The organism is Roseivirga sp. BDSF3-8 (assembly GCF_041449215.1).
GTDB lineage: Bacteria > Bacteroidota > Bacteroidia > Cytophagales > Cyclobacteriaceae > JBGNFV01.
In genome coordinates this window covers 4,685,873-4,710,582 of the sequence record NZ_JBGNFV010000001.1, presented here as the reverse complement: position 1 = coordinate 4,710,582, position 24,710 = coordinate 4,685,873, and the positions used below count along the sequence as shown (strand labels likewise).

The 24,710-nt window shown below is 47.9% G+C and carries 23 protein-coding genes; 18 read left to right on the top strand and 5 right to left on the bottom strand.

What is annotated here, in order from left to right; all coding sequences use genetic code 11:
* Nucleotides 1-19: 19 nt before the first annotated feature.
* Nucleotides 20-1,975, bottom strand: a complete 1,956-nt coding sequence (locus AB9P05_RS19465; protein WP_371910508.1) for an alpha-1,4-glucan--maltose-1-phosphate maltosyltransferase — start codon at nt 1,973-1,975, stop codon at nt 20-22.
* 270 nt (nt 1,976-2,245) lie between these two features.
* On the opposite strand from AB9P05_RS19465, the gene treZ reads away from it, so the two are divergent.
* The 6 genes from treZ to wrbA all read left to right on the top strand — a co-directional run bounded on the left by treZ (nt 2,246) and on the right by wrbA (nt 10,386).
* Nucleotides 2,246-4,081: a malto-oligosyltrehalose trehalohydrolase gene (gene treZ / locus AB9P05_RS19460; protein ID WP_371910507.1), complete on the top strand. Its 1,836-nt coding sequence runs from the start codon at nt 2,246-2,248 to the stop codon at nt 4,079-4,081.
* A 5-nt stretch (nt 4,082-4,086) separates the two neighbouring features.
* Nucleotides 4,087-6,621: a DUF3536 domain-containing protein gene (locus AB9P05_RS19455; RefSeq protein ID WP_371910506.1), complete on the top strand. Its 2,535-nt coding sequence runs from the start codon at nt 4,087-4,089 to the stop codon at nt 6,619-6,621.
* 75 nt (nt 6,622-6,696) lie between these two features.
* The gene (locus tag AB9P05_RS19450) at nt 6,697-7,677 is read left to right on the top strand and encodes a YihY/virulence factor BrkB family protein (RefSeq protein WP_371910505.1); all 981 of its coding nucleotides are present in this window, start codon (nt 6,697-6,699) and stop codon (nt 7,675-7,677) included.
* Nucleotides 7,678-7,862: 185 nt separating this feature from the next.
* Nucleotides 7,863-9,356, top strand: a complete 1,494-nt coding sequence (locus AB9P05_RS19445; RefSeq protein WP_371910504.1) for an ATP-binding protein — start codon at nt 7,863-7,865, stop codon at nt 9,354-9,356.
* Nucleotides 9,334-9,696 carry a PleD family two-component system response regulator gene (locus AB9P05_RS19440; protein WP_371910503.1) on the top strand — a complete coding sequence of 121 codons (363 nt, stop codon included), beginning with the start codon at nt 9,334-9,336 and terminating at the stop codon, nt 9,694-9,696. The genes AB9P05_RS19445 and AB9P05_RS19440 overlap by 23 nt, the downstream gene beginning before the upstream one ends.
* A 90-nt stretch (nt 9,697-9,786) precedes the next feature.
* Nucleotides 9,787-10,386 carry an NAD(P)H:quinone oxidoreductase gene (gene wrbA / locus AB9P05_RS19435; protein WP_371910502.1) on the top strand — a complete coding sequence of 200 codons (600 nt, stop codon included), beginning with the start codon at nt 9,787-9,789 and terminating at the stop codon, nt 10,384-10,386.
* A 3-nt stretch (nt 10,387-10,389) separates the two neighbouring features.
* Here wrbA and AB9P05_RS19430 read toward each other — a convergent pair whose 3' ends face one another.
* Nucleotides 10,390-11,067 carry an alpha/beta family hydrolase gene (locus tag AB9P05_RS19430; protein ID WP_371910501.1) on the bottom strand — a complete coding sequence of 226 codons (678 nt, stop codon included), beginning with the start codon at nt 11,065-11,067 and terminating at the stop codon, nt 10,390-10,392.
* A 145-nt stretch (nt 11,068-11,212) separates the two neighbouring features.
* Between AB9P05_RS19430 and msrA the strand changes: the two genes are divergently transcribed.
* Together msrA and AB9P05_RS19420 are read left to right on the top strand one after the other, a co-directional pair.
* The gene (msrA, locus tag AB9P05_RS19425) at nt 11,213-11,932 is read left to right on the top strand and encodes a peptide-methionine (S)-S-oxide reductase MsrA (protein WP_371910500.1); all 720 of its coding nucleotides are present in this window, start codon (nt 11,213-11,215) and stop codon (nt 11,930-11,932) included.
* Nucleotides 11,933-12,027: 95 nt separating this feature from the next.
* Entirely contained in the window at nt 12,028-12,792 is a 765-nt protein-coding gene (locus AB9P05_RS19420; RefSeq protein WP_371910499.1) for a S1/P1 nuclease, read from the top strand.
* 201 nt (nt 12,793-12,993) lie between these two features.
* On the opposite strand, the gene AB9P05_RS19415 is transcribed toward AB9P05_RS19420, so the two are convergent.
* Nucleotides 12,994-13,140 (bottom strand): hypothetical protein, encoded by a 147-nt coding sequence (locus AB9P05_RS19415; protein WP_371910498.1) that lies wholly within the window; start codon nt 13,138-13,140, stop codon nt 12,994-12,996.
* A 205-nt stretch (nt 13,141-13,345) separates the two neighbouring features.
* Between AB9P05_RS19415 and AB9P05_RS19410 the strand changes: the two genes are divergently transcribed.
* The 7 genes from AB9P05_RS19410 to AB9P05_RS19380 all read left to right on the top strand — a co-directional run bounded on the left by AB9P05_RS19410 (nt 13,346) and on the right by AB9P05_RS19380 (nt 18,283).
* The gene (locus tag AB9P05_RS19410) at nt 13,346-14,275 is read left to right on the top strand and encodes a pseudouridine-5'-phosphate glycosidase (RefSeq protein ID WP_371910497.1); all 930 of its coding nucleotides are present in this window, start codon (nt 13,346-13,348) and stop codon (nt 14,273-14,275) included.
* Between the two features lie 33 nt (nt 14,276-14,308).
* Nucleotides 14,309-15,682, top strand: coding sequence for a M24 family metallopeptidase (locus AB9P05_RS19405; RefSeq protein WP_371910496.1), 1,374 nt, complete (start codon nt 14,309-14,311; stop codon nt 15,680-15,682).
* A gap of 84 nt (nt 15,683-15,766) precedes the next feature.
* A complete protein-coding gene (locus AB9P05_RS19400; RefSeq protein ID WP_371910495.1) occupies nt 15,767-15,931 on the top strand; it encodes a hypothetical protein in 165 nt (54 codons plus the stop codon).
* Between the two features lie 145 nt (nt 15,932-16,076).
* Nucleotides 16,077-16,340 (top strand): hypothetical protein, encoded by a 264-nt coding sequence (locus AB9P05_RS19395; RefSeq protein WP_371910494.1) that lies wholly within the window; start codon nt 16,077-16,079, stop codon nt 16,338-16,340.
* A gap of 95 nt (nt 16,341-16,435) precedes the next feature.
* Entirely contained in the window at nt 16,436-16,930 is a 495-nt protein-coding gene (locus AB9P05_RS19390) for a GbsR/MarR family transcriptional regulator (protein WP_371910493.1), read from the top strand.
* Nucleotides 16,931-16,983: 53 nt separating this feature from the next.
* Complete coding sequence (locus AB9P05_RS19385) at nt 16,984-17,379, top strand: hypothetical protein (protein WP_371910492.1); 396 nt, start codon at nt 16,984-16,986, stop codon at nt 17,377-17,379.
* Nucleotides 17,366-18,283, top strand: coding sequence for a TIGR01777 family oxidoreductase (locus AB9P05_RS19380; RefSeq protein WP_371910491.1), 918 nt, complete (start codon nt 17,366-17,368; stop codon nt 18,281-18,283). Before AB9P05_RS19385 ends, AB9P05_RS19380 begins: the two co-directional genes overlap by 14 nt.
* Nucleotides 18,284-18,347: 64 nt before the next feature.
* On the opposite strand, the gene AB9P05_RS19375 is transcribed toward AB9P05_RS19380, so the two are convergent.
* Both AB9P05_RS19375 and AB9P05_RS19370 read right to left on the bottom strand, forming a co-directional pair.
* Entirely contained in the window at nt 18,348-18,947 is a 600-nt protein-coding gene (locus AB9P05_RS19375) for a hypothetical protein (RefSeq protein WP_371910490.1), read from the bottom strand.
* Nucleotides 18,948-19,015: 68 nt separating this feature from the next.
* A complete protein-coding gene (locus tag AB9P05_RS19370) occupies nt 19,016-21,433 on the bottom strand; it encodes a TonB-dependent receptor (protein ID WP_371910489.1) in 2,418 nt (805 codons plus the stop codon).
* Nucleotides 21,434-21,730: 297 nt separating this feature from the next.
* Here AB9P05_RS19370 and AB9P05_RS19365 point away from each other — a divergent pair, with 297 nt between their 5' ends.
* From AB9P05_RS19365 to AB9P05_RS19355, 3 genes are all read left to right on the top strand, one after another.
* Nucleotides 21,731-22,207 (top strand): DUF6495 family protein, encoded by a 477-nt coding sequence (locus AB9P05_RS19365; RefSeq protein WP_371910488.1) that lies wholly within the window; start codon nt 21,731-21,733, stop codon nt 22,205-22,207.
* A 55-nt stretch (nt 22,208-22,262) separates the two neighbouring features.
* Nucleotides 22,263-23,408: an ion channel gene (locus tag AB9P05_RS19360; RefSeq protein ID WP_371910487.1), complete on the top strand. Its 1,146-nt coding sequence runs from the start codon at nt 22,263-22,265 to the stop codon at nt 23,406-23,408.
* A gap of 342 nt (nt 23,409-23,750) precedes the next feature.
* Nucleotides 23,751-24,707, top strand: coding sequence for a hypothetical protein (locus AB9P05_RS19355; protein ID WP_371910486.1), 957 nt, complete (start codon nt 23,751-23,753; stop codon nt 24,705-24,707).
* Nucleotides 24,708-24,710 lie beyond the last annotated feature (3 nt).

Sequence of the window (24,710 nt, the reverse complement as noted above, 5' to 3'; positions counted from 1 at the left end):
AGGTTTGGTGTTGTGGTTGTTACCTTCCTTCCTGCCTTACCCGGAAAACATGGGCTGGCATGGAGTGGGGGTTAAGATCGACAAAATTCCATTCGCCCTGCCAGTCATATGTGGCACCGCTCAGGATATCAAATACTTCGTAGGGATAGTCTGCACTAAGGTTCAGTTCTTTTAGCGGGATTTTCACCATACCTCCCTGGGTGTGATGGTAGTCCATGTTCACCGCTACAATCACCCGGCTGTTAGTCGCCTCGTCATATTTGCCATAGCATATGATACTGGGATTATGGGTAGGGGCGAAGTGTATATTGGCCGTTTGCTGCAGGGCACCCTCTTCTTTTCTGAAGGCGTTTATCCGCGTAATAACATCACCGATGCGGGTGTACTGGTCCCAGTCCCAGTGCCTGATCTCGTATTTTTCAGAGTCAATATACTCCTCACGGTCGGGGTGTGGTTCACGCAGACCAAACTCATATACGGGCCCGTACAGCCCGTAGTTAGAAGATAGGGTGGCAGCCAGTACCACACGGGCTATTTGTGAGGCCTCGCCACCATAGGTAATTTCGGGAGGCAAAATATCAGGCGTATTAGGCCAGAAGTTAGGCCGGAAGTAGTCTCTTAGCTCACTTTCGGTAAGCTCTTCCATGTACTCTTGCAGCTCGGCCGGATTGTTTCTCCAGGTAAAGTAAGTGTAGGACTGATTAAAGCCGGCCTTGGCCAGGCGTTCCATCACCCGGGGGCGTGTAAAGGCTTCCGCCAGGAAGATGATCCCGGGGTGCTCCCTGCGTATGGCTGCTATAACCCATTGCCAGAATGGGAAGGCCTTGGTATGGGGATTATCTACTCTGAAAATCGTGACGCCTTGGTCTATCCAGAAATCAATTACGCTTTTCAGCTCCTTCCACAGATTGATCCAATCTTCTGTTTCGAAGTTAATAGGTAAAATATCCTGGTATTTTTTGGGCGGGTTCTCCGCATACTGGACTGTACCGTCAGGCCTCCATTTAAACCACTGGGGGTGCTCCTTAACCCAGGGGTGGTCCGGCGCACACTGATAGGCAATGTCCAGGGCAATCTCAATATCAAGATCTTTTGCTTTTTTTACCAGCCGCTTAAAGTCGGCCATGTTACCCAGCTCGGGGTGAATACTTTTATGCCCCCCTTTTTCATTACCGATAGCCCATGGGGATCCGGGATCGTTAGGGCCAGGATCCAGTGAGTTATTGCGGCCCTTGCGGTGCTTGTTACCAATAGGGTGGATGGGAGGGAAATATAGCACGTCAAAGCCCATCTCTGCTACGCGCGGCAGCAGGCGCTCACAATCCTTAAAGGTGCCGTGCTTACCCGGCTCAGCAGCTGCTGACCGAGGGAAGAACTCGTACCAGGTACTGAAGAGGGCCTTTTTCCGCTCTACCTCCAGGGTAAGGATACTGCCGTATTCTGATACATGCTCCGCAGGGATATCATCCATAAGGTAGCGTGCCTCATCGCTAAGTGCCGTATCGATAGCATTAGGATTACCAGTATCTTTAAGCTTATCACTGAACTGCTTCAGCTTTTTTAGCTGGTCTTTATTAGCTCTGTTTATGGCGCCTTCAAGCAGTTCGGCGCCGATGAGCAACTCTACTTTCATATCCTGGCCGGCCTGATACTTTTTCCTGAAGCCATTTTGCCAGGTGGTAAAATGATCCACCCAGGCCTGGACGGTATACTCATAAAAGCCGGTATCTTCAGGGATAAAACTGGCCTGCCATCGGTCATTTTCCAGATGCTCCATGCGGTAGGAGGTCCAGTTCCGTTTTCCTTTAGCTCTTACCTTCATGGCACCGGCCACGAGATCATGGCCGTCACTGAAAATATCGGCAGAAACGGTAAACTTTTCGCCACTTACGCGCTTAGCTGGGAATAAACCATTATGTATATCGGGATGTACGTTTTCGATAATTACCCGGCGGGTGCCTTGCAACTCTTGCATGTATGGTAGTGATTTTTGGTCGACAGTCGAAAAAAATCTGAATAAGTCTGTAATGTGTCAACACTATTCAGGTGGGTTTGTTAGCCAAAATATAAAAAGCATGAGGTCAAATCTATGGTACAGCATTTTTTTATAAAATTTTGAAAATCACTAACCTATGGCAGGCCAAAACTGCCAATTTCATAATGGATAGTCCCTTAACCTTTAATTTTTGAACCATCATCCTCAGAAAAGAGCCGGTGAGGCCGCGTACAAACTCTATATTACCGTATGAACCATTCTAAAATTATTCCAGGCGCTGTTAATAACGGAAAGAAAGAAACCACTTTTACAGTATGGGCACCTGATGCCAAGGCCATGCAACTGGTCCTGGAGAGCAGTAGCACAGAACAGGCTATGGAAAAAAGGGAACGTGGCTACTGGCAGTTGAAAACTGAAGCCCCTGCCGGCACGCTGTACCGGTTTCGTCAGGAAGGAAAAGGACCCTTACCTGACCCGGCTTCCCTGTATCAGCCCGATGGAGTACACGGCCCCAGTGAGGTGATAGACAGGAACGCTTTTGAGTGGACAGACGGGCAGTGGCATGGTATGGCTCTGGAGCAAATGGTGATCTATGAGCTACACGTGGGTACCTTTACTGATGAGGGCACCTTCAGGGCTATGACCGGAAAGCTGGACTACCTGAAGCGCCTCGGGGTGAATACTATCGAAATCATGCCGGTGGCGCAATTTCCGGGCAACCGCAACTGGGGCTATGATGGGGTATTCCCCTATGCCACTCAGAATAGCTATGGCGGCCCGGGCAGTCTTAAGATGCTGATAGATGCCTGCCATGCACAAGGTATGGCTGTCGTGCTGGATGTGGTGTATAACCACCTGGGGCCGGAAGGAAATTACCTGCATGCTTACGGACCATATTTTACTGATAAGTACCAAACGCCATGGGGCATGGCCGTAAATTATGATGATGCATGGTGTGACCAGGTGCGGCACTACTTTCTGAAAAATGCACTGATGTGGCTGGATGAATTCCATATAGATGGTCTGCGGCTGGATGCGGTACATGCTATTAAAGACCTAAGCCCCAAGCATTTTCTCAAAGAACTTGCTGAAGAGGTACGTACACTTGAAACCAAAACTGGCTGTCGTAAAGTACTGATCGCTGAATGTGACCTGAACGACCGCAGGTTTATTACCGAAGGGGAGCATGCTCTTGGCCTGGATTCACAATGGATAGATGAATTTCACCATGCCGTGCGGGCCTACGTCACCGGGGAAAAGAGGGGCTACTACAGCGAGTTCGGTACGCTAAACCAGGTAGCTAAAGCATTTAATGACACGTATGTCTATGACGGCATCTGGTCACCCGGCCGAAAAAAGACTTTCGGCACAAGTGCTAAAAACATTGACTATCAGAAGTTTATAACCTTCATCCAAAACCATGACCAGGTAGGCAACCGCATGCTGGGCGACAGGCTCAGCACAACCGTAAGCTATGAGATGCAAAAGGTAATGGCAGCCACCCTGTTGCTATCTCCCTATGTTCCCATGTTATTTATGGGTGAGGAATATGGGGAGAAAAACCCTTTCCAGTACTTCACAAGTCATGGGGATGAGCAACTGATAAAGGCGGTAAGAGAAGGACGAAAACGGGAGTTTGCCGACTTTCAGGACGAAGGGGAGGCCCCGGACCCTCATTCTGAGGAGACCTATAACCGCAGCAAGCTATCCTGGCGCCATGACCAGGCAACGGCGGCCAAAGCCCTTTGGGAGTATTACCGTTTTCTGATACAACTACGGCAAACGCATGCGGCCCTGATGAACCGCATGCGTGGACACCTGGAGGCGAAAGCTGACAATGAGAAAGACATTCTTTTTGTCAGAAGATTTTCATCAGAAGAAGGAAAATTTGCGATAATTGTATGCCACTTTGGCAAGACAGACAAAGAAACCTCATGGCCTGAGGCCTACGGCCAGTGCAGAAAGGTACTGGATTCGGCCGCAGCACAATGGCAGGGGCCTGGTGAAATGGCACCAGCCAATATAGCGCCCGGAGATACGCTCTCCCTGCCGGCTGAGTCGGTCTGTCTGTATGAAAGCATCTGAGTAATATGAAGAATAAATTCGTCTGTATACACGGACATTTCTACCAACCCCCACGGGAGAATCCCTGGCTGAATGAGGTGGAAGAACAATACTCTGCCTATCCTTACCATGACTGGAATGAGCGCATAAATGCAGAATGCTACGCACGCAACAGCGCCTCAAGGATACTGAACCAGGAAGGGCACATTACAGACATAGTAAACAACTACGCTTATATCAGCTATAACTTTGGCCCGACCCTGCTGGACTGGCTGGAGAAGAAATCTCCGGACATCTACCGCTCTATTCTTGAAGCAGATGAGATAAGCCGCAAGCAATTTAACGGTCATGGTAGTGCCATGGCACAGACCTATAATCACCTGATCATGCCCCTTGCAAATGAGCAGGATAAACACACCCAGGTGATATGGGGCATATATGATTTTGAGTCGCGCTTTGGCCGCAAGCCGCGCGGTATGTGGTGCTCTGAAACCGCCATAGACGTTCCTACACTGGAGGTGTTGACAGAGCATGGCATTGAGTTTACTATACTGTCTCCTTATCAGGCTAAGGCAGTGCGTAAACTAAAAAAGGACAAGGCCAAACCGGAGCGCCCAGATGATAAACCTTCTTCAGAAACAGTAAAGGCACGAGAGTGGGAAGAGGTATCGGGTGGCCGGGTAGATCCGCGCCGACCTTATATTTGTAAGCTCCCCAGTGGTAGATCCATCACACTCTTTTTTTACGATGGCCCAATAAGCCAGGGCATTGCCTTTGAAGGCCTGCTGAATAATGGTCAGCTATTTGCCGAAAGGCTGGTGGGACACTTTGACAACGACGATAGCCCCCAGCTTATGCATATCGCCACGGATGGCGAAAGCTACGGCCACCACCATCGCTATGGCGAGATGGCGCTGTCCTACTGCCTGCATACGGTTAACAATAATGAAGACGTATCCCTGACAGTATACAGTCAGTTTATGGATTTGGTACCGGCAGAATATGAGGTACAGGTGGAGGAGCCCAGTGCCTGGAGCTGTCCCTTTGGCGTAGAACGATGGAACAGCGACTGCGGCGTGAATACAGGAGGCAATCCCGGCTGGCATCAAAAGTGGCGCGCACCACTGAGAATGGCATTTGACTGGATCAGAGACACCGTGGCACCGGTATACGAGAAACAGGTCAGCGAACTGGCCGGCACGGACCCCTGGACGCTGCGTAACGATTATATATCCATCATCCGTGACCGCAGTGAAGAAAATGTGCATGCCTTTATCAGGAAACACCAAGGGCATGAGCTGTCCGATGAGGAAAGAGTCCGCCTGCTTAAGCTACTGGAAATGCAGTACCATTGCATGCTTATGTATACCAGTTGCGGGTGGTTCTTCGATGAAGTAACGGGTATTGAAACCCTACAGGACATTGCCTATGGAGCCCGGGCTGTACAATTGCTGGAAGAACTTACAGGACATACATACGAAGACACTTATGTGGGTATGCTGGCCAAAGCCCCTAGTAACCTGCCGGAATATGGTAATGCAGCGAAAGCATATGATGAGATCGTCCGCCCCAGTAAACTTGACCTGAAGCGTGTGGCGGCACACTATGCTATGGCCAGCCTCTTTGCCGAAGGGCCTAATGAAGTAGACTTGTACAGCTACGAAGCCCGGTCCAGGAACTTTCGCCTGTTTAAGCTCGGCAAGTACCGTTTGTGCATAGGTCGGGTACAGCTTCGTTCTACCATAACCACCGAAAGTAGCGAGCTAAGCTATGCTATGTTGCACCTCGGTGACCACCAGCTATTGGGGGGCGTACGCCGCTTTGAGGGAGACGAAGCCTACGACGCCATGTTTGAAGACATCAGCCAATGCTTTGAACGGGTGAACATCTACGAGATATCCAACCTGATGGATAAGCACTTCGGCTCACATAGCTATAGCATTTGGCACCTCTTCCGCGATGAGCAACGACGGGTGATGAACAACCTGGCAGCCCTTACCACTGAGGATGTGCAAAGTAACTTCCGCAAGATCTATAACAATCACTATCCGATGATGGTAGCCATGCGCGAGTTACGTATAGAACTTCCTGAACACCTTCGGGTACCTCTGCAGGTATACTTTAACCAGCAGTTGACCAGCCTGCTACATGAGAAGCGTCCGGACATGAATGAACTGGATCAGATTATGAAAGAGGCTGAGCGCTTTAAGCTGAACATAGACCTGGTTAAGCTAGCCTTTCTCATGACTAAGCGGGTGGATGAAGTGGCTGTACAACTGGAGTCTGACCCCATGCAGCAGGCACATATTCAGAAACTTGTCCACCTGCTTAAGCTGACTCACCGGGTAGGGCTGGATCTCGAACTGTGGAAGATACAGAACATTTGTTATATGATATACCGCCGGTACTACAGCCATTGTTTGAATGCCAGGATTTCCGGAAATGAGCCCGGGCTGGCAAGCTGGTGCGACGCTTTTGACGAACTTTTTGACCTGGTGGGGATGAGCAATATTGTGGACGAACTGCCAGTGCAGGAGTCAGAAGCTTCCACAAACCTGTAAAATAAGGTAGGAGACAGGAACCTGTTCATAACAATGCCGGTCGTCTCAGGTTTCACTATCTGAGAAATAGATCGTATGAAGCCTAAGAAGTTACTGCCCATCTTTAAGGACACGTATAATGAGTTTATGGCGGAAGACCCCTTCCGTCATAGTGCCATTATTTCATTTTACTCCATATTTTCTATGCCTGCTCTACTGATTATTATTATTCAGGTGGCCGGGTATTTTCTGGGGGCTAAGGCCGTACGCGGAGAGATAAGCGGCCAGATAGATAACATGATCGGCCCGGATGCCGCCCAGCAGGTGGAAACCATGATCAGTCATGCCGGAACAAGCGGCAGTGGTATCTGGATGCAGATAGTGGGTATAGGCATCCTGTTATACGGTGCCACTACGGTATTTTTTCAACTACAGAAAAGCCTCAATGACTTTTGGGATGTAAGGGCTAACCCTAAAAATGATATTTTGAAGCTGGTGGTGGACCGGGCCACCTCTCTTGGCATAATCATCGCCATTGGCTTTATATTATTGATAAGTCTTGTCGTCTCTACCGCCCTTTCTATAATAAGCGACTGGATAGAAGCACAGTTTCCAAGCTATTTGATCTACCTGGCCATGGGGCTAAGCATCATTATCAACTTCGGTATTATCACCCTGGTATTTGCTATTATTTACAAGGTGCTGCCTGATGTTGAGATAAAGTGGCGCACAGTTTGGATAGGAGCAGGGGTCACATCCGTTTTATTTCTCCTGGGTAAGTTTGCTCTGAGCTTTTATTTTAGCAAAGCTAACCCAGGTTCAGCTTATGGTGCGGCCGGATCTATTATACTGTTGCTCTCATGGGTGTCCTACTCCAGTCTCATTATGTTTTTCGGAGCCAAATTCACCAAAGTTTATGCCCGGTACTCCAATGAGAAAATCGTACCCAGTTCACACGCGGAATATTCATATGGGTATCAGTTACGCATGAAAGCCCAGGAAAATGCGGAGGCCCGGCAGAACAGCCCCGATAACATACCTAAAGACTCCGGTTATCGCCCTTCCGGAAGCTACTGAAAAACGCGTGATTTAATTACTAAACTGCATATAACCCTCAACCATGCTACAGGGCAAAAATATGCTCTGACGACAACTGAGTGAGATAAACGTCAGTAACTGGCAGTGATAATTTATCATGCCATTTATTTTAAATTTAAATTGCAGAGACGTAGATTTACTTCCTGCTGCACTGAAAGATTCATATGAATAATAGCACTGTCCTATCCAAAGCATACCGATTTCTCCTATTGGAAGATGTAAAGACAGATGCTGAGATTGTAAAGGAAGTACTTTCTTCCAGCGGTATCGAGGCCGAGTATAAGGTAGTCGCCACCGAGCTTGCTTTTAAGGAGCAATTTGAAAAATGGGCTCCCGACGTTATTCTGGCTGATTACACGCTGATTGACTTTGATGGATTAAGTGCTTTAAAGCACGTCAGAGACCGCAATAAACTTATTCCTTTCATCTTTGTAACCGGTACCCTCAGTATTGAAAAGGCAGTGGACACACTGCATAACGGAGCTACAGACTTTATCCTTAAAGACAATATTTCCACACTTTCCAAAGCTGTAGTGAGAGCCATTCGGGAATTTAAGCACCTGAAAGGTCTGGAAGAAAGCGAAAACCGCTTCAGTGTGATGGCCGACTCGGCACCTGCTATGATATGGGTTACCGATCAGCATAATACCCCTGTCTTCTTTAACAAGACCATGTATGAATACACCGGCATAGATAGTAAAGCGGCGCTTAAAGATCGCTGGCGTGAACTATTGCACGAAGAGGACCGCCAGGGAGTCGAGGATGTCATTGATCAGGGCTTCCAGGAAAGGAAAGAGTTTACGATAGAGTATCGTTACCTTCACAAAAGCGGTGAATACAGATGGTTTTATACGCGCGCTATCCCCCGTACAGACTCCCTGGATGAATTTGTGGGGTATATTTATTCTGGCATCGATTATACGGACCAGAAGCGACTGGACGACGAAAGAGACTCATTCCTTGGGATAGCCAGCCATGAACTGAAAACGCCACTTACTACCCTAAAGGCATATAACCAGCTCATGATCAGGATGGTAAATGAGGATTTTACCGATCAGGAAACATTTAAGAAACAGTCAAAATACTTTCTTGAAGAGTCTGAGAAAAGTATTAAACGCATGAAACGGCTCATCACGGCCTTACTGGATGTATCGCGGATACAGCTTAACCAAGCCGTGTACTTTCACGAACCTCTCAATCTTTGTAACCTGCTGGAGCATACAGTGGATGACTTTAAACTGGACATCAATCATCATAAAATGGTCTTTAGCTGTGACGAAGACCTAATGGTAAAAGGGGATGATGACAAGCTCGTCCAGGTATTTTCAAACCTCATTGAGAATGCGATAAAGTACTCTCCGGATGGTGGTGAAGTACGTATTAAGGCTTACCGGGATGGTGATAATGTAGTTACTTCTATAAGAGATTTCGGAATCGGTATGAGCGATAAGGATATTAATAAGATATTCACGCGATTTTTTCGCTCTCAAAAAGATTCCAGTAAATACCCTGGTTTGGGAATAGGTTTGTATCTTGTTTCCCAAATTGTGAAAGCCCACCATGGCCTGGTCTGGGTCAATAGCCAGCCGGGAGAGGGGGCAGAATTTTTTGTGAGTTTACCCTTATTTTTAGAAAATGGGAAAAATACTAATGGTTGAAGATGATCCTGGAATCATGGAGGTATCCAAGATTATTCTTGAAAAAGCAGGTCATACTTTTATCGGCCTGAGAGAAGGTGAAACAATTTTGCAGACAGTGGCTATCGAAAAGCCCGATCTGATTTTACTGGATCTGATGTTGCCGGGTGTAAATGGTAGTGAGATTGCCACCAAGCTTAAGAAAAACCCTGAATCAAAGGAGATACCCGTAGTAGTGGTTTCTGCACGGTACAATATCAAGCAAATTGCCGAGGAGATTGGTAGTGACGGATATTTGTCAAAACCCTTCGAAATAGAGGATCTTACTGACCTGGCAGAAAAGTATCTGCAAAAGGCCTGAGCTTTTTTAAAAATATCAATGTAGGTACAACAAATAGCCTTTGGCGCGGTATGTATAGAAGATATATTTCACTTAAATTTTCTATACACCATGAGCATAAAAGTTGCTGTTATATACTATAGCGCCACTGGTACTACCTACGATATAGCCCGCGCTATAGAAGAAGGAGCCAAGAGCACCGGTGCCGAGGTACGTTTTCGTCGCATTGCAGAAAATGCCCCTCAACAGGCCATTGAATCTAATGAAAAGTGGAAGGAGCATCTGGAAGCCACTAAAGATATCCCTGAAGCATCTAATGATGACCTGCTATGGGCAGACGCGATACTTTTCGGTACGCCTACCCGGTACGGACTGCCTACCGCACAGATTAAAGCCTTTCTTGACTCCACAGGTCCCCTGTGGTTTGAGGGTAAACTGGTAGACAAGATTGTAAGTAGCTTTACCAGCGCCTCTACAGCCCATGGCGGACACGAATCCACTCTACTGGCGTTGAACAACACCTTTTACCACTGGAGTTCTATTATCGTAAGCCCTGGCTATGCAGATGAAATCCAGTTTGAAACAGGTAATCCCTATGGGGTTTCATTCAGGAGCAACAATGGCCAGCTCGACCCCGATGATAAGACACTTCGCGCGGCAAAATTTCAGGGTAAGCGCGTAGCAGAAGTAGCCGCAAAATTTGCCGGTTAAGGGCTAGAGCACCTTTGAAAGCCACTCGTTAGTATCAGTTACTATCTCATCCATAAGGACTTCATCGGTAGTACCTGAGCGTTTCAGCACATGAAATGAGTGGTCTCCGTGTTCATACATCTTTATGGTGGCACCGCATAGCCCCTTAGCCACTTCGTCAATCAATACAGGGTCGGCCAGTTTATCGCGTCCACCCTGAAGAAATAGCATAGGACAGGATACGCTTTGCAAATGAGCGGCCCTGTCCTTTCCTTTTTTACCGGGAGCATGTAGCGGAAAGCCAAAAAAAATAAGCCCTTTAACCTCAGTCAGTTCCGCTACAGATTCTTCAGCCATCAAATGCGAAGCCATTCGCCCGCCATAACTTTTCCCTCCGAGTAGTAAGGGTAAGCCATTGGCAAATGTGGCTGCCTTCTTCAAAGCCTCGGTCATGGCAGCAATAGCCTGTCTTTGCGAACCTGGAGCCTTTCGTCCTTTTTCCATGTAAGGAAAGTTAAAGCGGAAAACAGAAACGCCGGACGCCTGGAGTTTATGGCTCAGCGTCTCCATGAAAGGGTGAGTCATTCCTGCACCGGCTCCATGGCTTAGCACAAGCAGGCATTTGGCGTTTTCGGCATGAGTCAGCATGCCCCTTACTTTGTCATCACCCACTAAAAATGTGTATTCACTTACATTACTCATACCCCAAATGTAGTGGTTTTAAAGATTTTTTACTCTTCAGCCCCGGAAGCCTACAGCCTATGACTATCAGGCAGCTATTGGTCAGGCTCGTGACAAACCCACAGGTCATGTTATACGTTAAGGGGCTAACGAAGACATATTAATTATGAAGCAAATACATCCCTCTTATTCTGTTTTTACTCTTTTCCTGCTGTTTACCCTCCTTCCCTTCTACGGATGCTCTGCTGACAGCACTACTAATAAGGAAGCTTCCGGCAGCACAGATAGCCAACCTGTAGAGGCCACCTATAAAGCACCACAGGACCTGAACTATGAGGCACTGGACACAGCTACTTTTGCCGGCGGATGCTTCTGGTGCACAGAGACAGTCTTTGAGCGGGTGCAGGGAGTAAAAGAGGTAGTGTCAGGCTATGCGGGAGGTAGCGAGGCCAATCCTACATACAAACAGGTAAGTGCCGGCATGACGTCTCATGCTGAAGCTGTACAGGTATATTATGATCCGGAAGTTGTCAGTTTTAACACCCTCGCCGAGGTCTTCTTTAAAGGAGCTCATGACCCTACCCAGCTTAACAGGCAGGGTCCCGATGTGGGCGAACAGTATCGTAGCGTAGCTTTTTACAGCACACCTCAGGAGAAGCAGATCATCGAAGAAATGATTGCTAAACTGGAGAAAGAAGGCTACTATGATGCCCGCATAGTAACACAGGTAGAGCCGCTCGGCCGCTTTTGGATAGCGGAAGATTACCACCAGGACTACTATGTAAATAACCCGGATAACTCATATATCCAGAGTGTATCGCGCCCTAAAGTAGAGAAGTTTAAAGAGAAGTTTAAAGACATACTTAAGGAAGATTATCCGCAGTAAATACGTGAATGATCCGGGCATAAATGTCCGGATTTTTTATTTTTGGCACTGCTGGCAGGATGTTTGCCAGTGACACAGCGGAAACAAACACCAATATGAAACACGTACTTTCCCTATTCTTCATTTTTGCTTCAGTCCAGGCATTTGGCTGGGGCATGACCGGCCATCGCGTGGTAGGGTATATAGCGCAGCAATACCTGGACGAAGAAACCACAGAGAAGATAAAAGAAGTGTTGGGACCTGAGAGCCTTGCTATGGGTGCCAACTGGATGGACGCCATCCGGTCTGATGATGCATACGATCATACGCACGACTGGCACTGGGTAACCGTACCTGAGGGAGAAACTTATGAGTCTGCTGAAAAGAACCCTCATGGAGATGTGATCAGCACCATAGAGAGACTTACCAAAGAACTGAAGGCCGGTGGGCTGGAGGCGAAGACCGAAAGAGAGTACCTGCGCATGCTGGTACACCTGGTTGGTGACCTGCACCAGCCGCTACATGTAGGCACCGGACTGGACAAGGGCGGTAATGATGTAAAAGTGGAGTGGTTCTGGGAAGAAAGCAACCTTCACAGAGTATGGGATTCCGGCATGATCGACAGCCAGCAACTAAGCTATACCGAACTGGGTGATCACCTTATGCGCTATGCCTCTCCTGTTATGGTAAGTGACTACCAGGCTACCGGAGTCCGGGAGTGGGCCATGGAAAGTGTGGCTTTGAGAAACGTCGTGTATGATTTGCCGGAAAATATGAGCATAGCCTATGAATATCGGTACCATAACTGGGATACCGTGGAGCAGCGCCTGCTACAGGCGGGTATAAGACTTGCCGGCCTATTAAATGAAATATACGGCTAGTTTACCTAACCAGATTTTTCTTTACAAAATAGTTAAAGCCACCTGCCGTAAAGCAGGTGGCTTTTTCATGAGGGTATACTGCAAGGATTAGGGTCAGCAGAAGAACTTACCAGTACCACATGAGTCCCTACAAACAAAGAAAGCCGGGAATCCACCGGCTTTCCTTCCTCTTACAAGTAAAAACACTTGTCTGACAGCCGTTTATATCGTCGTATCACATGCGTACTTGTCGCTGCAGTTAGAGTTTGGCAGGGTACATATAGGTCTGCCACCACCACGGAGTGAGCTTACCGAAACGGTGGTGAAGCTTTCCACATTCAATGTCTCAAGTTTAATTCTCTTTTTCATAATAGGATAAAATTTATGGTTTATTCAATTAAAAATTACTCATATAATTAGCTGTTAAGCCTATTTTAAAGATATAAAATCCTTTGTATTTCAAGAATCATAGATCATCTCCTCGCAGCCACACTAAGGAGTACCCGAAATTCCTTTTAACTTACCTGAATCATACTCAACTACGCGAATCTCGCCGCTCTAAAAAAAATCAACCGTGCACCTGGAACCCTACCTCACCTGCTCACCAGAAGTGAGAGATGCTGCAGCCTCAGCAAATGCCCTCGTGGCCCTGGAGTCTACAATTATTACCCATGGTATGCCTTATCCCCAAAACGTGGAGACTGCCCGCGCAGTGGAGGCTATCATACGCAGCGCCGGTGCAGTACCTGCCACTATTGCCTTACTCAATGGCCGGATACACGTGGGCCTGACGGCTGATGAGCTGGAACAGCTAGGAGGGGAGGGGAAAGCCATTAAAGTAAGTAGGAGGGACCTGCCTTACGTGATTTCCAAAAAGATGACTGGCGCCACTACGGTATCAGCCACCATGATCGCTGCCGAAAAGGCCGGCATCAGGGTATTTGTTACCGGCGGGATTGGTGGGGTTCACCGTGGTGCTGAGAAAACCATGGACATTTCTGCCGATCTTCGCGAGCTTTCACGTACATCAGTAGCCGTGGTAAGTGCCGGGGCAAAAAGCATCCTCGATATAGGCCTTACGCTGGAATACCTTGAGACAGAGGGGGTACCTGTACTTGGGTGGGGCACAGAGGAGTTTCCAGGTTTCTATTCTCGCACCAGCGGGTACAAGGTAAACTACAGGCTGGACACGCCGGAAGAAATTGCCGCCCTGCTCAGGAGTAAGTGGGACATGGGACTGGCTGGTGGGGTACTGATAGCTAACCCCGTACCCGAGGCTGATGCCCTGCCTCCGGACTTGGTGAATGCTATGGTGGAAGAGGCCCTGCAGGAAGCAGCAAAGGCTGGTATTATGGGCAAAGAACTAACTCCCTATTTGCTTAAGGCTATTACAGATAAAACGGGAGGAAAAAGCTTGCAGACAAATATTGCCCTGGTAAAGCACAATGCTGAAAAAGGCGCAGCACTGGCCCTCGCTTTAAAGACCATAAAAAGTCACGGCTAAGCTGTATATTATGGCCGAAACCATAAAACGTTTATGAAATTACGTATACACATTTTACTCATCCTGACCAGCTTTGTACTACTTACCCCGGCCGTGGCCCAGACCACTATGCCGAAGATACTGAACATGCGTGAACGTGCCGAAGTTATAGATCGCCTGCTGGAGGAGCGCATACAGACTGTGCTGCCTGACCTGATGCGTCGTGAAGGCATCGATATGTGGATAGTTATGGCAAGGGAGTATAATGAAGATCCGGTGATACGTACACTTCTTCCGGCCAAGTGGCTTGCTGCAAGACGGCGTACCGTATTGGTGATGTATGACCCGGGCGAAGGAAAAGATATTGAGACGCTCGCTATTGCCCGCTATGATGTGGGCGAGTCCTTTAAAAAAGCCTGGGACAAAGAAAAGCAACCCGACCAGTGGGCGAGACTCATAGAGGTCATCGAGGAACGTGATCCTGAAAAGATCGGCCTCAATATGTCAGAATACTATGCTCAGGCTGATGGCCTTAGTGCCAGCGAGCATAAACAGTTTCTGGATAAGCTGCCAGGCAAGTACGAAAAGCGTATTGTCTCCGCCGAACCACTCGCCGTGGGGTGGTTAGAGACCCGCACACAGTCGGAAATGAACATCTACCGCCAGATTGTACGCATAGCCCACCGCATTATTGCTGAGGGACTAAGCGAGGAAGTCATACAACCGGGAGTGACTACCACAGACGATGTGGAGTGGTGGTACCGTGACCGCATCCGTGAGCTGGGATTGGTGACTTGGTTTCACCCATCTGTTTCCATACAGAGAGCAGACCCTGAAAATTTTGATCACCTACGTACTTTTGACAGCCATCCGGGTGACAAGGTCATTCAGCCTGGCGACCTGTTGCATGTCGATTTTGGTATCACCTACCTGCGTCTCAATACAGATACGCAACAGCATGCCTATGTCCTGAAAAATAACGAAAGCGACGCACCTCAATTCCTCAAAGAAGCCTTCCGGAGAGGTAATCGCCTGCAGGATATTTTCACCAGTAACTTCAAAGCCGGGCGTACAGGCAACGACGTACTGAAGATGTCGCGCGAACAAGCTATTGCAGAGGGTATTAAACCCAGCATTTACACTCACCCTATCGGCTACTACGGCCATGCGGCAGGGACCACCCTGGGAATGTGGGACAGCCAGGGAGGAGTGCCTTACACAGGTGACTACCCGCTGCACCCCAATACAGCCTACAGTATAGAACTTAATGCCGCAACCTTTATCGAGGAGTGGGATAAGGAGATCCGGATTATGCTCGAAGAAGATGCCTACTTCGACGGAGAAACAGTAAAATACATTCACGGCAGGCAGAAAAACCTGCTATTGGTACCCAGAACTGCCGAGCAACAGGAGATTCTTGAGTTCTAAGAAAGGAAAATTAGCTTAATCTCCATGTTTTACTTTACCGTAGCTTTTACTACCTTATAGAGGTACTAAACTTACTTAACAAAGATGAAGAAGAAATCCCTTTCCCTTGATGCGCTAAAAGTAGATAGCTTTGTAACAAACACACGGGCTATAAAAGGAGGTATAGAAGATAAACCAACTGCACCCCCATCTAACTCGTGCTACTTTAGCTGCTTTCTGGCTTGTCCGCAAGAGGAAGAATTAGCCTGAGCAATAAGCTAAATTATAGTATATAAGGCTGTTCGCTGCGTGCGAATGGCCTTTTTTTATTCCTTTGATATAATAAGGAGCTGACACAATCATCGATAGATGATAGCCAGCCTTAGAAGTTTGGAAACGGAGAAGAAGATAAATCGTGGGGGACTATCCGGAAGCACTTCTCAAGGAACATAAGGACCTGACCGATGACGAGGAAGATGTCAGGGAAAGTAGAACTACTGCTGAGCTGATACAACATTCATTCCCACATCATGTAGGCTTGGAAGACAACCTGAAGACCTTGAAGAGCGAAGAGACCAATCAGTCTAATCTAAGTAAGCTATCAAACCGTCCTCAAAAGGGACGGTTTTTCATTTTCCATCACACAAACTCAACTAACTGTATACCAGAATCATACTAAGCGAGCTTTACCCTACCATCCAAAATACCGGCTAAAGTCGCACAATTTAATTTTCAATTATTTTTGAAAGTTCCGAAATTAATATACCTTTGAGTATGCAATTAACGGAAAGTAAGCAGCGATTTATACAGGCCTGGGGCACCCTCGGGTCAAACTGGGGTATCAATCGTACCATGGCACAAATACACGCCTTGTTGCTTGCCTCCCCTGAAGCACTGTCAACAGACGATCTTATGGAAGCCCTCAGCATAAGCCGGGGTAATGCCTCCATGAACATCCGCACATTAGTAGAGTGGGGGATCGTGTTCAAAGAAATACGGGCTGGTGACCGCAAAGAATATTACTATGCCGACAAGGACATCGACCGCATGGCCAGGCAGATAGCAAGGGAGCGAAAGAGGCGGGAGATAGAACCCGTAGTGAATCTATTGGAAGAGCTTCGAAAAGATAAGGAAGTAGCACAAGACCCTGATTTTCAGAAGACTGTATCAGATTTGCACGGCTTTACCTCAAGGCTTACCAACATTGCTGATGTATTTCTCGGCTCAGGTAAAAATTGGCTTACTAATATCATTAAGAAACTGACCTGATATATTTTTTATCATAAACTTTCAATTATTTCTGAAACTATAATAAAAATAATATGGAGACGACTGAAACATATAAACTCATTCTTTACGCCAGTTATCTTGTAATCACCATTCCTATCATATGGGCGGTTGGTAACCGGCTGTTTACTAATGGTTTCATTTTCCTGGAAGACGTATTTGAGCGCCGCGAAATGGCTGAAAGTATAAATAAGCTACTCATTACCGGCTTTTATCTCATAATGGTAGGCTACTCCGTGAAAGGGCTCAGCAATTACAGCGTAATTAGCGATATACCTCGCCTGCTTGAGGTATTAAGTGGGAAAGTAGGCGGGTTACTACTGATACTAGGGGTAATTCATTTACTGAATATGTTCTTTTTCTTCTTCATCCGAAAGCGGTACACCGCAAGCAGAGGAGTGACTAAAGCTGAACGCGATGTTACCGCCTAAGGTCATCATTGCAGGAGGTACCGGCTTTATGGGGACAGCCCTGAGCCGGCACCTTACTAACTGCCGATACCGTATCATTGTGCTTACCCGCAGGCACCAGACCGATAAAGAGGGTATCCGCTATGTAAAGTGGGATGGTAAATCGACGGGCGTATGGGCCGAACACCTGGAAGGAGCCAGTGCAGTCATAAATCTATGTGGCCGTTCTGTGGATTGCCGGTATACGGAGCAGAACAAACAGGCCATTTATAACTCACGCATAGAACCCACCCAAACCCTGGGCCAGGCAATAAAAGCCTGCGAAAACCCGCCGGAGGTGTGGATAAATGGCAGTACCGCCACTTACTACCGTCACGCCATGGATCGCCCCATGACAGAGGAGGCGGGTGAAAGAGGAGAGGGTTTTTCGGTAGATGTGGCCACCAAATGGGAAGAGGCATTTTACATGCCTGACCTGCCCTATACACGCCGTGTTGCTTTGCGAACCGCTATAGTAATGGGTATGGAGGGAGGTGCCCTCCCTGTAATGATTCGGCTGGCCAGGGCCGGGCTGGGAGGCCGGCAGGGTAGTGGCAGGCAGATAGTAAGCTGGGTACATATTGAAGATTTTTGCAGAAGTGTGGCCTTTCTTATCAACTGCAAGCATGCAGAGGGCGGCTATAATGTAGCTTCTCCGGCACCTATTCCTAATGCAATACTCATGAAGAAGCTGGCTAATAAATTTGGACCGGGCTTTGGCCTGCCTGCACCAAAAACGTTACTGGAATTTGGCGCCTATTTCATTCGTACCGAAACCGAGCTCGTACTCAAAAGTCGATGGGTATTACCGAAACGCCTGCAAGAAGAAGGGTTTACCTTTCACCATGCCGACATGGATGCTGCATTGAGTACCATGACACCCTGAACCAAAAAAGGCAAGCCCCCGACATTATGCGGAGGCTTGCCAAACCAAGTTAAAAAGAAAGATCTTATTCCTGCACCTGTAGTACCCAGGTAAGGTCAACGTCTGTCTCACCATCACTTGACGTACTGGTGGCAGATTTAATATCTGGCTGATGCTTAAGTATGACCCGGAAAGTCCCGGCACCCTGCGTAGCTGAGGTAGACCATTCAGTCAAAAGACCTACCGGCAATCCATTGCCGTCTACATCCAGGTAATCAACATCATCATCTGCATTATCAATGTTTCCATTTCCTGCAGGTGAAGAAAACAACCCGTCTGTCCAGCTAAAGAAGAGCTGATGTTCCTCATCTTCCTCCGCTACTTCTGCACCGATATCCTCACCGTCCAGTCCTTCCATACCAATAGAAAGCTCATAAGTGGTATTCAGGCTAAGCTGTATAGGGCCGGAAACAGCAAGGTCTTCAGGACCTTCACCATCCGGGTCAGTAGCGGTAAATACCAGGTCAGATCCTCCTCCGGTAGGAGTAAAGGTCAGGGTAACGCCGGTAATAATCTCTTCAGGATTCTCCGCGTCGGGAGCATCATCATCTCCGCAAGAGGTAAAAGCCATTGCGCCTATAAGCGCCCACACTAATTGGTACTTTTTCATCACGTTAATGTTCATAATTTAAGCCGGTTTTGTTTTTGCAACTTTGTCGCAAAAAGATACGGGCAAAAAATTTTACTGCCAAACTAAAACTGATAAAAAACCGAAATAAGGAAGTTTCTACCCGGCTCATCGGCAAAGTACCGGAGACGATTCGTATAATCCCTGTATTCCGTATTAAGTACATTTTCCACTCGAAAGCGAAATTCGAAACTCCTTAATGCTGCGGAGATGTAAATATCGGTGAGCAGGTAACCATCAGGAGCCTCTAGAAAATCAAATACAGACCCCACGGTGCCTATGGCATCATCTCCCATAAAGCGCTCGACAGGGATTACCTCGGGAGCCATAAACTGTCTGAAAGAATACTCATTTTCCATGCCGGCCTTCAGGTCCTGCAGCGGCCCCAAAGAGGGGAGGGTATATTGTATACGATAGCCGATGCGCTGCGGTGGCAGGCCCACGAAATAGGCATCATCAGCCACGTCTCGGCCATATAACAAGGAAAGAAGCACCCTGTGGTTCCACCTCTTTTTCACCCCTGTGTAAAAAGCAGAAAAATCAGCCCCGGCCATCACAGCATTAGTCTGTTCGTATACAAAGTAGGGAAATGCCCCCCGTACAGTATTGGTAATACCCTCAGGTCTGCTGTAAATAAAGTCCTGTATGTAGTTAGCAAAAACGGTAGTACCCAGCCTCCAACCTTGATTTTCATAATCCAGGGAATGCACCCACTTGTAGCCTTTTTCGGCAGGCACCTCACGGGTATCCTCATCAAATACGGTGGTAATACCGTCCCTATACCGCCACAGTCCGTACTCTATGACAAACTGGTGCTTTCCAAAGCTATACAGCTCGGCAATAGAAGGAGGCCTCCATGCCAGGCCAAGGTGAGACCTGTAGGTGATACGACTGCTCAGTTCTTTTACCATACCTAAAGAAGCAGATATGTTAGTATATTGATAATCATTGGTATACAGGTCGTTACGATTATCTCGCCCTCTTACACTGGAAAGAATACCATCCAGCCGAACCCCTGCTTCAACTGTGAACCCTGCAAAGTCCTTTGCTTCAGACACATAAAAGCCCCAACGGGTATGATTATAGTTTGGTACAAATGGGATTGTGTTCGTACCGGGAATGTTGTTATTATCCTGGTACTCACCCTGAAAACCTACGCTACCGCTTAGGCCTTGCCAGGCGGGATGTTGCCATTCCAGATCCAGGGAATGAGTGGTAAGCGCCAGGTCTATAGACGGTCGTTCGTTATTGGTCCCGCGGCGTACGTCAAACTCCCTGCGCTCATTGTACTGAAAGCCGTAGGTCAGATCCAAAAGCCCCTTTGGCAGGTCGTATGAGGCACTCAGGCGTACCAGATGGTGGGCCGTCTCCTGTCTGGGGTTCCGTATCTCGTAGCTAAAGTCCCGGGTACCTTCCGGTGGCTCGGACTCCAAAGCCACCCCCAGGTCGGCCAGGTTTCCCGTCACAGAACCACGCAGTATCCCAAGCTCCTGGCCGGTATAGCTATAGGATAAAGAGGCATCGAAATGTCGCTTGTGATAGACAGTAGTCGCGCCTACGCTCTGCTCACGCATTCCTGTGTTAGTGAGCATATAATCAGGGGTCTCCAGGTCTCCCTGATATACCCCTGAAGCTTGTACCTGCCAGGCAAAGTCGGTATACCCTTTAGAAAGAAGCATGCGTCCTTTTAAACCACGGCCATTAGAATAGCCTGTAAGCTCCGTTTCACCATGCAGGTGCCCCAGAAGGTCTGGTGAAGGTGGCTCTACAATGATGACCCCACCCAGAGCCTCCGGCCCATACTTAACAGCTCCGGCACCCTTGACCACAGTAAAGGTTTCAGCCATATCTGGGTCTATTTCCGGCGCGTGTTCGGTGCCCCAGTTTTGGTTTCCGTGGCGTAATCCATTATTTATGATTACCAGGCGATTACTATGTAACCCGTGAACCACTGGCTTCACTACATTCTGCCCTGTCTTCAGCGTGCCCACCCCAGGCAGCTCCTTTAGTGCCTGGCCGAGTGACACCGTACCCACCAGCGAAGGATCGGCTCTTTCAAGTGTCGTCTCAGATTGGGTCATCTCACCGGAAATAGCAAGCTTTTCCTCCACCAGTACACTTTCGAGCATCTGATCATCAGGGGACAAAAAGATAGTAGGGGGATCATGATGCACATGATGGTGATGCACAAGCTTTTTGTAGCCAAGGTAACTTACCTCAAGATCAAACTCCTCCTGGCAGAGCCCTGAGAGATCAAAATAGCCGTTTTCATCAGTAGTCGCTCCTTTATCATTATTCACCCGCACAGTAGCCAGCACCAGAGGGTCACCTGTTTGCTTGTCTATCACGCGACCGGTAAATGAGCAGGAGCAATCCTTTTGGCAGTCGTTAGACTGAGCCCATACCTCACCCGAAAGTAACAGGAAAAGTGGTTGTAACGCCAGGAAACAAAGGGTAGCCGGTTTAAAAAAATCTGATGCCATGGCGAAAATTAGGTAAGGCTTTTTAAAAATGCAACATTGTTGCAAATAGCTCCTCTCATTTTTCTGAACCTCAGACCAATCAATACTGAATATAGTTCGTCTCCCTCCTGGGTATTTGAAGCAGATTTTAATATAAAAGAGTGCCCTTAGAGGTTTTATTGTCTCAAAGCCTTCCCATTAACTGCACAGCATTTTTAATAGGTATTCAAAATTTCAGGAATTTGCTCTCCGGATACCCTTGGGCCTCAAAGGCCGCTTTATTAGTTTTGCCACGTGATTATTAGACCACAAGAGGTAATGAAATACAGGCGCCTGAGTAAAGAAGAGCTGGAACCATTAGAAAAAGATTTTATCGACTTTCTCGTAGTAAATGGCATCACAGCCGATGAGTGGGAGAAAATGCAAAAAGAAACTCCCGATAAATGTGAGCAGGTGGTGGACCAGTTTAGTGATGTTGTCTTCGAGAGCATCATGCGAAAGGTCCGGTACCTGGAGCTGCGAACCCCCACCTCAGTGAAAGCATTCCAGTGCCTGCCTGATCAAATCGTCCTGGTAGGCATGGACGCTCCCGAAGATAGCGGGGTTAACTTTATGGATGAGACCTATATAGCCAGTGCTATCCGGAACCCTCCCGGCAACTTGCGGGTATATACCACCACCAAACCTTATGCAAAAGACCGGGAAGTGGAGTTGTTCGAGATGACTCAAAAGGGGTGTACCATTGCTGACGGTCGTCTGTTTAAAGCATTATGCCTGAGTTTACCTGCTAAATAACCTTAGGGCATTCGTATAGTTAATAAGGCTGAATTGTCAGCCTTTATTATCCACTATGCGAATTATACATTTCATCCTATTAATTCCTTTACTGTTTTTCACCACTCCTAAGGTCGTTGCTATACCACTACAGCAGGACAGTACGGCTGAAACTTCAGAGCGCAGGATTATCCCACTGGATTCACTAACAGGCGATGCCACCTGGCATGTCGGGGTATATCACAAACCGCCCTTTATGATTCGTGAGGGAGAAGGGCAGTGGGATGGAATAGCCATCAGGCTATGGGAAGACCTGGCCGAAGCAATAAACCTTACCTATGACTATCGCGAAATCAGCGAAGACAAGGCAAACGAGGTACTGGCCTCAGGCCAGGCAGATATTATCCCGGCGCTGCCGGTAACTGCTGACGCGTCGGGAAAAACTGTGTATACCCAAAACTATTACCTCAGCATGCTGGGGGTGGCCGATAGCCGCGGTAAGAAGCTGAGCCGTATTGCCAAAAGCCTTTTTACCTGGCGCTTTTTCCAGATAGTAATCAGTCTGAGTATTTTACTGGCAGTGGTCGGCCTTCTTATCTGGGTGGTGGAAAAAAAGATCAATGACAAGCAGTTTGGTGGCGAACGTAGCTTCTGGCACGGCCTGGGAGCGGGCTTTTGGTGGGCAGGGGTTACGATGACCACCATCGGATACGGAGACAAGGCCCCTGTTACCCCTCTGGGTCGTGTAATTGCCCTGCTGTGGATGCTCATTGCCATGGGGATTACGGCAAGCCTTACAGCAGCTATCGTAGGTGCTGTCAACGATAGCGTACAGGGGGCGAGCTCAATCCCTGAAGACCTTAGGGGACACAAAACCGCCGTGATAGAAGGTAGTCCCTTTGCTACCTACCTGGATGATAAAAATGTGAAACTGACCCATTATACAGATATACAGGAAGCCCTTAATGAATTGAATGTAACTAATGAAACCAGTTTCTTCGTGCATGACATAGCAGAGATGCGCTACTACGTAAGCCAGATGGATAATGTAAATGTGCGAACTACAGCAACCGAACTATTACCAAGACACTACGCGCTGGCACTTCCAGTCCGGCATGAGGCATACGTTCCTCACCTTAATAAAGCATTGCTGGAAATTATTACCCGCCCCGAGTGGCTCAAAGAGGCAAATAGTTTTGCTCCGAATATTAAGAATAAATAGGAGGTGAGGGTGATAGCTGAGATCAGCCACGGCTCATTTCCCCCAGGAATACCATTACTAGTTTTTTGTTATAAAGAATGAAAATCAGAGGGGTCTCAATCATAAAAGAGCGGGCATTAATTGGATAATAATCATATTTATAAATAAAAACTGTTCAAGCCTGTGAAATATCAGTCTGGCTCCCTACATCACCTCTGCCAGGTATAATATTACTGAAAATAAAAGACCGCCAAAACCACCACAGTCCCGCCAACTTGCGTGGCCTGCATATCCGCTGTAAACCTTACAATACCTCTTAACTATACCTTTTTTTTCACATATTTACAGTGAAAACCCATGAGCATGGCATCCAGCTTACACCAGCAACAGAATAGCCAGAGTACAGCCCGGCAGGCTTCCCGAATACCCGTACAGCCCAAAGCCAACCAAACGGGACGTCTCAGTACCCAACAAACCGCACCCGCTGCTTCCGGCACCTCTGCACCTGTACAAATGCAGGCCCCTGCCACTACCGGCCCCACTGCCAGCGGAGCCTTTACCCTAGGCCCCCCGCAGCGTCCTAATATCACCCATGACGAGGGCTTTCTTGCTGCATACGACGAGGCTACCGGTACAGGCGACCCGAAGTTTGAGGAGCGCGACCCCGAATGGAGCGATCACCTGAAACTGTTAAAGTGGCGCACTAAACTGGAAGGTGCTGAAGCCCTACGGCCTGACCTCGCGGATGGCACAGCCGCCTATCGTCATTTTCTGGACGGGGGCGGGGCAGACCGCTACATTAATTATGAGCGCTACCTGCTAAACGATGCCAGCGGGCAGACTACCCTCACCAATGTAATCGCCTACACCAAAAGACATGCGCAGCGCCTATGCCCTGATAATGGCTCTGTACAAATCACAAGCGGAGCCTTTACCGTAGGGCAGTCCAGTCATTTCAGTATGCCATATCCGGAAACGGAAAACTGGCAGAAAGCAATAGGAGGACATAACATCTGGATCAGCGCGCAGGTATCCTGTACTACATCAGGGAGTAATAAATCATATAACATGAACCTCACCATCCACATGGAGGACCGCTATAACTTTAATCCCGGCCAAAGCGATATAGCCACCGGCATACCCGACTCAGATAACGGTATATTTGAAGTAACGGGCCTGGCAAATCAATACATGAACTACGGCACTGTGCACCGTACAGTAAGCTGGTCAGGCAGTGCGCCGGCGCCTACAGTGACAGATGATGATGACAGCCGCAACCGCCGCCCTTCCGATAACCGAAGACTACGAAACCGGATATGAGTA